12 protein-coding genes are annotated in these 12485 nt (G+C 48.2%); 5 read left to right on the forward strand and 7 right to left on the reverse strand.

From position 1 onward, the window contains the following. Positions 1–13 precede the first annotated feature (13 nt). The gene (locus tag A4V09_RS11960; protein ID WP_065542552.1) at positions 14–703 is read left to right on the forward strand and encodes a HesA/MoeB/ThiF family protein; all 690 of its coding nucleotides are present in this window, start codon (positions 14–16) and stop codon (positions 701–703) included. A gap of 33 nt (positions 704–736) precedes the next feature. Here A4V09_RS11960 and A4V09_RS11965 read toward each other — a convergent pair whose 3' ends face one another. Genes A4V09_RS11965 through A4V09_RS11975 form a run of 3 tightly spaced genes read right to left on the reverse strand, consistent with a single transcriptional unit; the run spans position 737 to position 4252 of the window. Further along, complete coding sequence (locus A4V09_RS11965) at positions 737–1615, reverse strand: NAD(P)/FAD-dependent oxidoreductase (protein WP_065542553.1); 879 nt, start codon at positions 1613–1615, stop codon at positions 737–739. Beyond that, positions 1602–3008 carry an NAD(P)/FAD-dependent oxidoreductase gene (locus tag A4V09_RS11970; RefSeq protein WP_065542554.1) on the reverse strand — a complete coding sequence of 469 codons (1407 nt, stop codon included), beginning with the start codon at positions 3006–3008 and terminating at the stop codon, positions 1602–1604. The genes A4V09_RS11965 and A4V09_RS11970 overlap by 14 nt, the downstream gene beginning before the upstream one ends. A gap of 17 nt (positions 3009–3025) precedes the next feature. Next, complete coding sequence (locus A4V09_RS11975) at positions 3026–4252, reverse strand: molybdopterin molybdotransferase MoeA (protein ID WP_065542555.1); 1227 nt, start codon at positions 4250–4252, stop codon at positions 3026–3028. A 385-nt stretch (positions 4253–4637) separates the two neighbouring features. Here A4V09_RS11975 and A4V09_RS11980 point away from each other — a divergent pair, with 385 nt between their 5' ends. From A4V09_RS11980 to A4V09_RS11995, 4 genes are all read left to right on the forward strand, one after another. Then, positions 4638–5666 carry an ABC transporter substrate-binding protein gene (locus tag A4V09_RS11980; protein ID WP_065542556.1) on the forward strand — a complete coding sequence of 343 codons (1029 nt, stop codon included), beginning with the start codon at positions 4638–4640 and terminating at the stop codon, positions 5664–5666. Positions 5667–5799: 133 nt separating this feature from the next. Further along, entirely contained in the window at positions 5800–6486 is a 687-nt protein-coding gene (locus tag A4V09_RS11985; protein ID WP_065542557.1) for an ABC transporter permease, read from the forward strand. Beyond that, complete coding sequence (locus A4V09_RS11990; protein ID WP_065542558.1) at positions 6483–7139, forward strand: ATP-binding cassette domain-containing protein; 657 nt, start codon at positions 6483–6485, stop codon at positions 7137–7139. The genes A4V09_RS11985 and A4V09_RS11990 overlap by 4 nt, the downstream gene beginning before the upstream one ends. Positions 7140–7178: 39 nt before the next feature. After that, positions 7179–7703, forward strand: a complete 525-nt coding sequence (locus tag A4V09_RS11995; protein WP_065542559.1) for a nitroreductase family protein — start codon at positions 7179–7181, stop codon at positions 7701–7703. Between the two features lie 87 nt (positions 7704–7790). Here the strand turns inward: A4V09_RS11995 and A4V09_RS12000 are convergent, their stop codons facing one another. From A4V09_RS12000 to A4V09_RS12015, 4 genes are all read right to left on the reverse strand, one after another. Next, on the reverse strand, positions 7791–9209 hold the full coding sequence (locus A4V09_RS12000) for a trimethylamine methyltransferase family protein (protein WP_065542560.1): 1419 nt from the start codon (positions 9207–9209) through the stop codon (positions 7791–7793). A gap of 250 nt (positions 9210–9459) precedes the next feature. Then, positions 9460–10137, reverse strand: a complete 678-nt coding sequence (locus tag A4V09_RS12005; protein WP_157123500.1) for a TetR family transcriptional regulator — start codon at positions 10135–10137, stop codon at positions 9460–9462. Positions 10138–10275: 138 nt separating this feature from the next. Further along, a complete protein-coding gene (locus A4V09_RS12010) occupies positions 10276–11061 on the reverse strand; it encodes an arylamine N-acetyltransferase family protein (protein ID WP_065542562.1) in 786 nt (261 codons plus the stop codon). Between the two features lie 151 nt (positions 11062–11212). Next, positions 11213–12484, reverse strand: coding sequence for an SLC13 family permease (locus tag A4V09_RS12015; protein WP_065542563.1), 1272 nt, complete (start codon positions 12482–12484; stop codon positions 11213–11215). Position 12485 lies beyond the last annotated feature (1 nt).

Consider the following 12485-nt stretch of genomic DNA (forward strand, 5'->3'; position numbering starts at 1 on the left):
TGGTATCAGAATTATGGAGAAACGTTACGAAAGAAATATACCTTCCATAAGTGAAGAAGAACAGGCTGTACTTGTCTCAAAAAAAGTTCTGGTCATTGGCTGCGGAGGCCTGGGGGGATATGTTCTGGAATATCTTGCCCGGCTTGGGGTTGGGCATATTACGGTTGTCGACAACGATGTATTCGAGGTGAGCAATTTGAACCGTCAGCTTCTCAGCGCCCCTGATCTGATCGGACACAGAAAAGCTGCTGCTGCCGCCCAGCGCATGAAGCGAATAGCGCCCGGCATAGATATCCTACCGGTGGAGGCTTTCTTTGGTGAAGAGAATGCTGACCGTCTCATCCGAAACCAGGATCTGGTCATAGATGCGCTTGACAATATCCCCTCCCGCTTTCTGATGGAGGATGCCTGTGAAAGGCAGGGGGTAACTTTCATCCACGGTGCTGTTCTGGGATGGAATCTGCAGGTCACCGTGGGGCGTCCGGGCAGCCGGGTACTGCACCGTATCTATGGCACAGGCACAGCCCCTTCCTGCACAGATGCGGTCTCAAAAACCAGCCTTCCCATGACCCCGGCAGCCTGCGCTGCTGTACAGACCGCACAGGCAGTCAAAATACTCACAAGCCATGAGCCTTCTCTGTGCGGCAGACTTCTGCTTTTCAATCTGGAAACTATGGAACAAAGAATGATCCCGGTGGATTAGCGTGTGTCAGCATGACAGTCTACCGCCGGGATATTATTTTTTCATTCTCACACAGGCAGCGGCCCCAGCCTGTTTTCCCTCTGCAGTCACTGCCTCCACCATGGGGTGTACTCTACGGCAGTTACCGCAGAGATGCACCCAGTCCGGACTGCCAAGCCCCAGCAACAGGGACCTGTCCGGGCGCAGTCCCGCAGCTACCAACAGACTGCTGCATGGGATGATCTGTTCCTCCCCTGTGTCTGATCTGCTGACCTTCACTGCGGTCAGAACCTCCTGCCCCAGCACCTCCGTAACCGTGGAGGAACAGAGGAGGGGAATATGATACGTTTCAAGACATCGCTGGTTTCTGGCCAGACCGCCGCAGACAGCCTTCTGTTCAATCATTGCTGCGACTTTTACCCCTTCCAGACTTAATTGTTCCGCCATGATCAAGCCCAAATCCCCGCTTCCCAGGATCACGGACGGTCCCTTTGGCAGTTTGTGACAGATATTCACCAGTTCCTGGGCCTGACCAGCTGTATAAATCCCTTCCGGACGTGTCCCCCCAATCGGCAGGGCTCCTATTGGAATCTCCTGGCAGCCTGCAGCCAGGATCAATTGCTCAAACCGGATTTTTTGAAGGCCGCAAGACGGACTTGACAACACCATAGTACGGTCAGAGGAGACCGACACAACCGTGGTTCCCAGCATGACTTTGATTTCTTTTGGAAACTGTTCCAGCAGTTTTTGCACATACTCCACACCGGTAAGCTGCGGGCCGAAGCCATGGTGAGCGCACTGTAGCAGGACCCCTCCCATCTTCTGTTTGCTGTCAACCAGTAGGATACTTTTGCCTCCCGCTTCATCAGCAGAGCGCGCAGCGGCGATCCCGGCAGCGCCGGCACCCACAATTACTATATCACAATGCTCCATATCCCTCTTCCTCCAACAATGCAGCGATGACCCGGCTGCATCGGCTGCTCTGGCACCTTCCCATACCAGCCCCCACTCTCCGCTTTACCCCGGCAGCCGTAACTGCTCCCCGGCGGATAGCTTCCAATATCTCTGCTCTGGATATATCCTCGCATGGACATACAATGTCTCCGTAATCCGGGTCTTGTTTGACCAGAGATGCTCTGGACGCAAAGTCCATGCCGTGAACCCTCCGGATCGCCCTTCGCTTAGGATCAAACGCCCGGTTCGGCTCCGCATCTAAATATGCTGCCAGGCACCGGGCAAGATATTTCCCCAACTCATTGGCACATGTCAGTCCCGGCGTCTTAATTCCGATCAGGCTGTAAAAACCGGCAGCAGGATTTTCAATAACAAAACTTCCAATACTTTTCCCGTCCGAAACAAATCCCCCCTCTTGTTTCTTCACCTGATATGGGTTCGGACGGACCGCGCCGAAAGCGCGGATCACCTGGTTCAGATCCACCTTTGGCAGCACGCAGGCCGCACTGTGGCGCAGACGTTCTATGCTGCCAGAGGCCACCGCAAAATACGCTCCGTCAAAGGCCCGCTTAGAAGAGCCAAGCAGCAGGTTTCCCTCCACAGTGGGCACTGCGGTGATGCCTTTCCCTTTTTCTTCAGATTCATGGAAAATGATATATTTTGGAACATCTGCCTCCCTGTCCAACACCAGAAAGTCTGTCCCGTCAAGAAATAACCGAACGGATGGCAAAAACAGCATTTCCTGTATCTTATCTGCCAAAATCCCTGCACAGTTCAGGACCGCCCTGCATGCGATCCCTTCTCTGTCCGTTTCAATGAGATATCCCTTCTCTCTTTTTTGGATTCCCAGCACTTTTGTATTCAACAGGATATCACATCCATTCTGTACCGCATTTTCATAAGCTGCAATCCCCAGCTGCCAGGGATTCACCGTCCCGGTGGTGGGGGCATAGAGTGCCGCCGTCACATGGGGAGCCAGATGTGGCTCCATTTTACAAGCTTCCTTTCCTGAAAGCAGTTTAAGTCCCGGTACCTGGTTTTTCTGGCCATTGCTGTATTTTTTCTGTAACACTTTTTCAGCCCGCGGCCCAAAGGCAGCCATCAAAGATCCTCTTCGCAGAAACGGCACTTCCAGTTCCTCACACAAGACATCAAACGCTCCATTGCCCCGAACCGTCATGGCCGCTTTCAAGCTTCCCGGCGGATTATCATAACCGGCATAAACCACAGCGCTGTTTGCTCTGGTGACACCTGTGCAGATATCCTCTTTTTCCTCGATCAGTATTGTCCGTATCTTCCATCGCATCAGTTCACGCGCTGCCATACATCCCAGGATGCCGCCGCCTATCACGACTGTGTCAACCGTTCTCATACCAGGCACCTCCAATCTCAAACACGCTCTAATACCACGGTCACTTGTACCTCGGCGCCTTTTGCTACCCCTTCACAGTCTCTGTCGATACAGAAATAACCATCCGTTCCCGCCAGCGTTGTGATCAGGCCCGACTTTCCGCGGATAGGGAATGCAAACAGTTCTCCGTCTCTCTTTTCAAGACGGACACAGTGGTACTGCGCCCTGCCATGATTTGCACTGACATTCTCCGATATCCTTGCCGTGACCGTATAGCTGCTCATATCCCGGCAGGACAGTCTTCCAAGCAGCGAAAGGACAAAAAGTTTTGTGACAAAATAGGCAGCCACAGGATGCCCCGGCAGACCTACAAGGGGTTTGTTCCCCGCCTTTCCCAAAATGGTAGGTTTTCCGGGCTTGATGGCAATACCATGCAGCAGCAGTGTTCCCATGGATTGGATGATCCTGCAGGAGGCATCCTTGATCCCCACACTGCTTCCTCCTGAGAGCAGTACGGCATCGCATTTCGAGACCGCTTCCTCCATCACGGCGGCAAGCCGTTTCTCATCATCTTTGACTATGCCGTAGTTTTTCACCTCTGCCCCAAAAAAAGTGAGCATGGCTTCCAGCATTGGACCATTTACATCCCTGATCTGTCCGGCTTTTGGACTGTTCTCAGGCGGGACCAGTTCATCCCCGGTGGATATCACCCCCACCACCAGCTTTTTCCTGACAGGTACCCGGACACAGCCCACAGCGGCCAGTGCTCCTATATCCTGGGCCCCAAGAACCCGTCCTTTCCTCAGAACCACTTTTCCCGGTTCCACATCATCTCCCCTGAAGATCATATTCTCTCCCGGTGCGGCTGGCTTTGTAATCCCCATAGTACCGTCACTGTAATCCTCCGTATATTCAACCATGACCACACAGTCTGCACCTTTCGGTACAGCACCGCCTGTGGGAACTGCACAGCAGGTTTCCGGCTGCAGTTCAAATTCTGCCCCTTCCCCCATCAGCACCTCCCCTGCAAGAGGCAGGATGGCGGGAATGGCATCAGAGCAGCCAAAAGTGTCCCTGGCACGGATCGCAAATCCATCCACAGTGGACCGGTTAAAATCCGGAACATATTCCTTTGCCAAAATATCTTCCCCCAGTACCCTGCCTATGGCAGACAGAAGCGGTACCGTTTCCATACTCTCTTTCAGAGGAACGAACTCCTGCTCTATGAGCTCCAGGACCTCCTCCGGCGTTTTTACTTGCAGCATACTATTTACCTCCCATTAAAATCCACAGTTTTTATGGAACTGAAATCTATGATATCACACAACCCGCTTTTTTGAACAAATATTTTTCAAGACTTTGAAAATATCTATAACCGTTCAGACATCTGAACGGTTACTAATATCAATCAAGCATAATATACAATACGAAATGATAAAACTATTGAAATTGTATAAAGCCTATGCTATAATCATTTTCAAAAGATGACTGCCTGTACGAATCAAAAGTCAGAATCACAGCAGTTCTATATTATTTTTGTAAAGCGGTGGACGAGCCTCTTTCCAAAGCCAAGAAATTTGCACGATATTTATGCTCTTTTGGTATTGGAACGGCTGGTCATTTTTTATTACACATTTTTGGAGGAAGATCATGAAAAAAAACATCGCATTACTACTAACTCTGGCTTTGAGCTTCACTATGCTGACAGGCTGTTCCGGCGGGGATCATAGCAAGCCAAAGGCTGACGCGGCCGCCGCAGAAACGGAAACAAAGGACGACACAGACGCAGCAACACAATCTGCTCCCGACACTGTCATCCTGAAAGAAACTGACGAGAGCATGATCAATACCTATACGCTTATCGCAGTAAATCCGGATGCACCATTTGCTGACGCCGACGGAAATGCTGTTTCTGATGTTGCCATCAACACAGAAGGCGCCGATGCTCTGATTGACTGGTTTCTGACACAGGAAGCCCTGGATCTGGCTGCTGACTATGGCGTTGCTAAATACAATGACCATTTATTTTATGTGAAGGACGATGCCCCAGCCTACTCTGGGGAGATCACCCCCGCAGCGGAAGAAAACAAAATCATCCGTCTCTCCACGACTACTTCTGTGAACGATTCCGGTCTGCTTGGATATATGCTCCCAACTTTTGAAGAAAAGTATGGATATACGGTTGAAATACAGTCTGCAGGCACGGGAAAGGCGATTGCCGCCGCACAGTACGGCAATGCTGACCTCATCCTCGTCCATGCAAAATCACAGGAGGAGGTATTTGTAGCTGACGGTTACGCACGTACGGTTGACGGCTTTGCATCCGAACGTCTTTCATTCCTCTACAATTACTTTGTGCTCTGCGGCCCATCGGCTGACCCCGCAGGAACTGCTTCCTGTGAAAATGTCTTAGATGCCTTTGCCGCCATTGCTGAGACAAAAAGCGTCTTTATCTCCCGCGGTGACGGTTCCGGAACCCATACAAAAGAATTGTCCCTATGGCCAAAAGACCTGGGGATCACGGATCAGCCGGATTCCTTTGCCTCTTATACAGACTGGTATACATCAGCGAATGCCGGCATGGGAGCATGTCTGGTCATGGCCGAAGAGATGGGCGGTTATATCCTGACAGATAAAGCCACCTTCCTGGTATTTGTTCAAAACAACGGCGAAATGTAAGGCATTACTCTGCAGTGACATACGCATGGAAGAAATTCTTCCATGTGTATGTCCTTAACACGGCAGGAAGCACCCTCTGCGGACTTTTTACCGGGATGCATTAAAATCAAAAAACGGAGGAAAAGGCAGAAAAATGCAGTCTGCATTTGAAAAAGCAATACACTTAATTATGACCGGAGATGCGGAGCTGTGCAATATCCTCTTCGTAACAGCAAGAATGAGTCTCACCAGTTCTATCATTGCCCTCCTGATCGGAGTTCCGTTTGGAATCTGGCTTGGAGCCTGCCACTTCCGGGGAAAAGGCCTTATACTCATAATGAATCGCACACTCATGGGCATGCCGCCTGTGGTCTGCGGTCTTTTGTTTTATATCCTATTCTCCGGCGTTGGCCCCCTTCGCCGCGGAAAGCTCCTGTTCACTGTAAACATTATGATCCTGGCACAGGTGGTTCTGATTACCCCCATCGTGATTGGAAACATGGAAACTTACGTCTCCGGAATCGCCCCCGCCATACAGGAAACCACCAGAGGTCTGGGGCTTACCAGAATCAAAACCCTTTTGCTGCTGGCCAATGAATGTATCTATCAGATTTTTTTTGTCTATATGCTGTCCTTCGCCAGAGCAATCTCAGAAGTGGGGGCTGTTTCCATGGTGGGCGGCGCCATTGCCTGGAAGACGAATGTAATGACCACGGCTATCATGCAATATACCAACCGCGGCAATTTCTCTCTCGGCATCGCACTGGGCATGATCCTGCTTACCATTTCCCTGCTTGTAAATACCGCGATCACTTTACTGCAAAGGAGGTTAAGCAAATGAAGATTTCTGCCTTTTCCAAGACCTATCACGGCGTAACTGTCCTGGATGTTCCCGAACTAGAACTGCATCCCGGAAAAATCTACAGCATTATCGGCTCCAACGGCAGCGGAAAATCCACGTACGCAAAAATTCTGGCAAAAGTCCTCCCCGCAGACCAAAAAGGTCCTCAGCTTGACGCCGGCATCACCGTTGGCTACATCCCCCAGAAGAACTACGCCTTTCGGATGAGCACAAAAGCCAATATCCTCCTGGGCGGTTCTGACAGCGCAAAAGCAGAACGCTTAATGGAGGTTCTTCAATTGGACAGTCTTGCATCCCAGCGTGCAGACCGGCTTTCCGGGGGAGAGACGTCCCGCATGGCACTGGCACGGCTGATGATGAAACACTTTGACCTGGTGATCCTGGATGAACCCACCGCCGCCATGGATGTGGAAACCACTTTTTTATCGGAAAATCTCATTTGGGAGTATGCCAAGAAAAGCGGCTGTGTGCTGCTCCTCATAACCCACAGCCTTCAGCAGGCCAAAAGAATCGCCGATGAAATCCTGTTTTTCCACAAAGGACAACTTTTTGAATCCGGGCCGAAAGAAAGGCTGCTCTTTGCTCCCACCCGCCCGGAAACCAGACAATTTCTGGAATTTTATGGTATTTAACACTACTTATAATCTCTCACCTATTAAGGAGGAAGTCATATGAGCTTATTAGAAATCCTGCAGAACAGACATAGCGTAAGAAAATACACGAAAGAACCAATCCCGGAAGAGACTTTGATGACCGTTTTACAGGCCGGTCTCCTTTCCGCATCCAGCCGTTCTATCCGCCCATGGGAAATTATCGTGGTAAAAGAGAGAGCCGTCCTGGAAAAATTATCCGACTGCCGTGTGGGTTCAGCCAAAATGCTGGCCGGCGCCCAGGCAGCAATCGTAGTGGTGGCTGACAGCACCGCCTCTGATGTCTGGATTGAAGACTGTTCCATCGTAATGTCCAATATGCACCTGATGGCTGACAGCCTGGGTCTTGGAAGCTGCTGGATCCAGGGAAGGCTTAGGGTGACGCCAAATGGAGAGACCACGGAGGATTATTTGAGAAAATTCCTGGGGTATCCAAAAACGTATGTTTTAGAGGCGGTTCTTTCACTGGGTATGCCGCAGAATCATCCGGCGAAACAAGAATTGTCAGCACTTCCTTTGGATAAAATACATTGGGAGAAATTTTAAAAGTACACCGGGGCATGACTGATGTCACGCCCCGGTTCTGTCTCATTCTATTATAGCTGCTCTCTTCTGCTGCATCTCGCTTCTTTCTCACACCTTTGCAATATCTTTCTCTTTCATTCCCAGTTTTCTCATGATTGCGTCCAGTGCATCCCTTTTTTCCTGTGACAAAGTGGGATATTCATATTCCTCTAAAACCTTTTCAATTCTTTTCTGCGCAGAGGCATACAATTCTTCATTAGGATTACCTCGCCCGTTATCATGAACGGAAACCGTACTAAACCATGGATCCATTCTGCACCGTTCAAAGGTATGTTCGACCGTAATAAAGTTGCTGCCTTCCTCCGCAACCTCCTGAATCGCATCAAAAGCCAGAGCATCGTCATCATCCGGAAGGTCACTGAAATAGTAACGCATACGGTCAATGGTCTCAATATCCATAATAAATTTCTCGTAACTTACCGTATTAAAGGAATGCAGTGATCCTGTCGCATGCATGACCAGATTGGCCTTTTCCGAAAACGATTCAAACAGACTCATGGCGCTTTCCACTCCGGCCTGAGCAGTCAGACCATTTGCATTGGACATTCCTCCGCCGCTTCTACATGCAAGGCCATATTTCTTGGACAACAACGCCCCATAACGTGCCTCCTTCAGGAAACCAGGGCAGGCATTGGATACATTCATATTTTTCATATCGCTGACAGTGGCGGCGAACCCGTAGACAATAGGCGTACCCGGATGAACCAACTGCGCATAGACATTCGTGGCTAAAATCTCAGCATTGGCAAGGGAGGTATTGCCGGCAAGTGAGATGGGACCGGTACCGCCTGCCATAGGTCCAGGCGCAATTACCAGCGGCTGGCCGTTTTTGGCACAAACGTTTATGGTGTCAAGAGTGCCTTTTGTGATTCCCAGCGGACTTAACGTGGAAATCAAGTTAAAGCAGCATGGAATCTTTTCAATGTCACCCCCAAACACGATCCGCAGCATTTCCATAATATGTTCCGCCTGCTCACCGCCTCCGCACACGGAAAAAAGCGCTTTATCGGAACGGCAGAGTGTAGTATAAACCATTGCTTCTACAGAAATATCGGCATCAATGTCCGATGGCTGGGCAAGAATACCGCCGTTGATTGAAAATGCGTCACTGGACTGCACGATCATGGCAAGTTTCAGAAAGTCATCAAAAGTCGCTGTTCTGACCTTGCCGTCTGCTTCACAAATACTCGGGCTTCCATACCCCGGAGTGATATACAGGTCCTCTGTATTCATTTTCACATTGTAGGTACTGTTTCTTGCATATACGGTAAAATCTTTCACCGCAGTATCCAACGCATGCATCACCTGCTCCTCGGTAAAATAAGCACGATTTTCTTCCACCCGTATGCCGCCTTTACGAAGGATCTCCAAAGCCTCCTCGGAAAGAAAAGCCATACCTACTTCCTCCAGGATACGAAGCGTATTCTGGTGAATCCGTTCCACGATCTGCTCATCACGTTTTGTCATAAATTTCTCCTTTTCTGCTGTGCACTTTTTTTCACAACAAATTATATGTTAACAGTTACATGTGAAACAAAAGAATATTCCCCGCAGCCATAAAATAACTGCGGTTAAATTGGAATCTAAAAGTAATCATTTATGTAATCGCGATTACCTTTAAGGTTTAAAGCATAGCTGATACCTTGCGTATCAGCTCTACTTTGTGTATCTCATTTATAATACAATCGTCAAACCAGGGTTTTTCATGTAAATCTCCCTAATCCGCATCCAGGACAGTTTCCGGTTCAACAAATTTTCGGAAGAGTTCATATATCAGACGATAACAGTCCTCAATAGCCATCTCCATTGCAGCCTTATTATCTTTCATTTCAGAATAAGGATACAAAATAAAAAGTCCATGGAAAACGGCAGTTGCCAGACGACTCAGAAGGGAAGCGTTATCCAGAGTGATCAATCCGGCATTTGCAGCTCTTCTGAGCCGGATAAACTCACGCTCTGTCAGATTATTGCTGAAAATAATACTGGCACTGAATCCATCGAAATCCCGCTGCTGCTCCGGAAACAACTGGTAATACTCATATACACAGTCTTCCAGCTTATCACGTTCCGGACTGAAAAACATCTGCTCATAATATGGCTTCTTCGTAAACGCTTCACGAATAAAGAATTTCCAGAGGATCAAGTCCATCTGAATGGACGTGATATCTTTTCGTCTGGTCTGTTTGCGGAACTCCTGTATGTAATTCTCCAGAAACTTGACAGAGGCCAGCATGATCAGATGATCTCTGTTCTCAAAGTGCTTATAAAGAACAGCGCTCGTACATCCGGCTTCCTTGGCAACACGCCGGATGCTCACACCCTCTATGCCTTCTTCCTCCAGAATCCGGCTGGTAATGGTAATATATTTGATCTTTCTGTCAGGGTTTATATTCATGATATCTGCCTCTGTAATCTTGATTACCTTTATAATACGGTATTGGGAACGGTTTGTCAAGTATTTCTTCTTTTAGAGATGAATCTGCCGTTACCCTAAAAAGACAGAGGCCCCACATGAGACACCTCTGCCTTTTCTCTATAACAAAATACCAAAATACTTCTCCAAAATCCCAGCCACTTTCTCCTCCCCAATCTCCGTTTCCTGCACCACTGCCCCATTCTCCACTTCTGTAAAGATATTCCCCACAACCGAAACACTCCCATTTTCCGTCCTCATATTCACATAAAGCCTCTGACAAAACACCGAATTCTCATTCTTGGAACAGTATTCATTCATGGGAATATAATCCACTGCCTCCTGAGGCATAGTATAAAACTGCAGCATGGATTCCATGGCCCCGCTGCTTGTCCTTCTCTTCATGGTCCACCAGGGTACCACATCCTTGTACATATAATACTTCTCTCCACGGATATCCGCCTCTGCCCCGTCCTGCACCGGTACCGCTCCCGGAGGCATGGGACCGCCATAGCCCACATCACAGAAATACTTCATGCCATCCAGTTCCACAAGGATCCCCCTGTGAAGCACCAGCGGTACATAGTTATTATTCCTGGTGATCCGGCACATGCAGGAATAGGCATGGAATCCCAGGTCCTTTAGCAGGGCAGTAAACAGGGCATTCAGCTCAAAGCAGTAGCCGCCCCTGTGCTTAACCACCACTTTTTCATAAATAGATGCAATATCCAGCGGTATATCTTTTTTAAACATCCAGACATCCAGATTCTCAAAAGGTACATGAATCTGATGTCCATAGATCAAATCGTCCAGATACTCTTTCGTAAGCGCAGTCCGGCGCTTCCTGTGGATCCGTTCCAGATAGGCGTCCGCATCGGGAACAGACGCATACAGTGCTTCATACATATCCTTTCCTCCTTCGGCAGTATACCACCTAATACTTTTATTATATACAGGTATATTTTTATTTGTAAAGCGAAAAAACCTTCGCTTTTATGATTACAAGGTATGCTGTCAAAAGCAGAATACGAAAGTCAGGCTCCATAATATGAATCATTCAAACTATTCTCCAAATTACCGGGCACAAAACTACGCAGATTGTGGTTGTCAGGACTAATAAGGGAATTCCCACTTTAAGATAGTCCAAAAAACCGCAGCCGGAGACAGACATTAAATATGCATTCAGCGGAGTCGCCATGGGCGTTGCGAAAGAGCTCCCTGCAGCCACACAAACCATCATCAGTGTTGCTACAGGACTGACATGCAGCTGCTGCGCAACTGACAGACCGATTGGATAGAAAACAGCCGCAGTGGCTCCATTGGACATAAATTGCGTTATGATAACGATCATAACAAAGAATATACTTAGAATGAACATTTTATTTGTCCCTTCACCAAATAATCCCAAAAAATTCTTTGAGATCAAGGAAGCTGCTCCAGACTTGGAAATTGCGCTTCCAAGAGTCAAAAGGCTTGCAAACATAAGTGTAGTCGGCCAATTCACATATGAAAAAGCCTCCTTCTCGGTAATTGTCCTGCTTACGATCAGTATCAGGCTTCCGAAAAAAGCGGTCATATGAATGGGCAGATGGATCACATTTTCCAGCATCATGCAAATAATAACCATCCCAAAAACAAACAGAGTAAAAAAACATGGTCCCTTACTGTAAGTATCTTCCTGATGTTCCGTATGAACTATATACGTGTCATTGGCAGATTTGGCTGGTGACAGCCGATAACCGGCAAAATACATGTAAAGATAACCTGCAATACACAACGGGAGTCCGATTTTTCCGAAATCCCAAAATCCCACACTCCCTGCTCCGGACTCTTCCAGAAATGTTTTCACCATAACATTTCCGGAAACTCCGATCATAGTGAGCATCCCTCCAAGAATACTCCCCACTGCAATACTCATGGTCATTTTCGGAAGATGATAATCTTTATGCGATTCTGCTATGCCGGCCGCAAAGGCAGCCACCACAACAGCAGTTGCCATATTGCTGAAAAAGGCTGACAAGAGCATAGACAGCAATAACAGGCGCATGACAATCTGCTTTTCGGTCTTAGCCTTCCACACCAGCCATTTTCCAATCAGCGCAGACGCACCGGATTTTAAGAGAGAACCGCTGATAACAAACATAAAAATCACTAAAAGAGTAGAGCCGTTCACCAGATTGATAAATAGTTCTGAAACAGTCACGATCCCGGAAAGATAAAGGGCTGCCAGAATAAGAAGGGATGTCGCAGTCACATTCATCCATGATGTAGAATAAAACAGCACTGCACAAAGGAGAATGATCAATGTAATCAGAATTTCTGTATCCATA

The organism is Blautia pseudococcoides, assembly GCF_001689125.2.
In the GTDB taxonomy this organism is placed as follows: domain Bacteria; phylum Bacillota; class Clostridia; order Lachnospirales; family Lachnospiraceae; genus Blautia; species Blautia pseudococcoides.